Source organism: Pseudomonas sp. RL (genome assembly GCF_000647775.1).
Taxonomy (GTDB): Bacteria; Pseudomonadota; Gammaproteobacteria; order Pseudomonadales; family Pseudomonadaceae; genus Serpens; species Serpens flexibilis.
Map to the genome: position 1 here is coordinate 1 of NZ_JBOY01000220.1, position 661 is coordinate 661.

A 661-nucleotide genomic window follows, 5' to 3' on the forward strand; every position below is an offset into this window, starting at 1 on the left:
CCAGTTGTAATAGATCTTCTTGTACGGGCAGCCGCTGATGCACATGCGCCAGCCGCGGCACTTCTCCTGGTCGATGAGGACGATGCCGTCCTCCTCCCGCTTGTAGATCGCGCCGCTCGGGCAGGAGGCCGCGCACGCCGGGTTGAGGCAGTGCTCGCACAGACGCGGCAGGTACATCATGAAGGTGTTCTCGTACTCGCCGTAGATGTCCGCCTGGACCTTGTCGAAGTTCTTGTCCTTGCGGCGCTTGGCGAATTCGGTACCGAGGATTTCCTCCCAGTTGGGACCCCACTCGATCTTTTCCATGCGCTTGCCGGAGATCAGCGAGCGCGGCCGCGCCACCGGCTGGTGCTTGCCCAGCGGCGCGGTGTGCAGGTTCTGGTAGTCGAAATCGAACGGCTCGTAGTAGTCGTCGATGCTCGGCAGGTCCGGGTTGGCGAAGATGTTCGCCAGCACGCGGAACTTGCCGCCGATCCTCGGGTTGATCGAACCGTCGGGGTTACGCACCCAGCCGCCCTTCCACTTCTCCTGGTTTTCCCATTCCTTCGGGTAGCCGATGCCCGGCTTGGTCTCGACGTTGTTGAACCAGGCGTATTCCATGCCTTCACGGCTGGTCCAGACGTTCTTGCAGGTGATCGAGCAGGTGTGGCAGCCGATGCAC

1 protein-coding gene is annotated in these 661 nt (G+C 62.0%); it reads right to left on the minus strand.

Features of this window, described 5'->3' with window-relative positions:
- Positions 1-661: 4Fe-4S dicluster domain-containing protein (locus tag AS93_RS0118395; protein ID WP_027591930.1), on the minus strand; the 661-nt coding region annotated here is incomplete at both ends.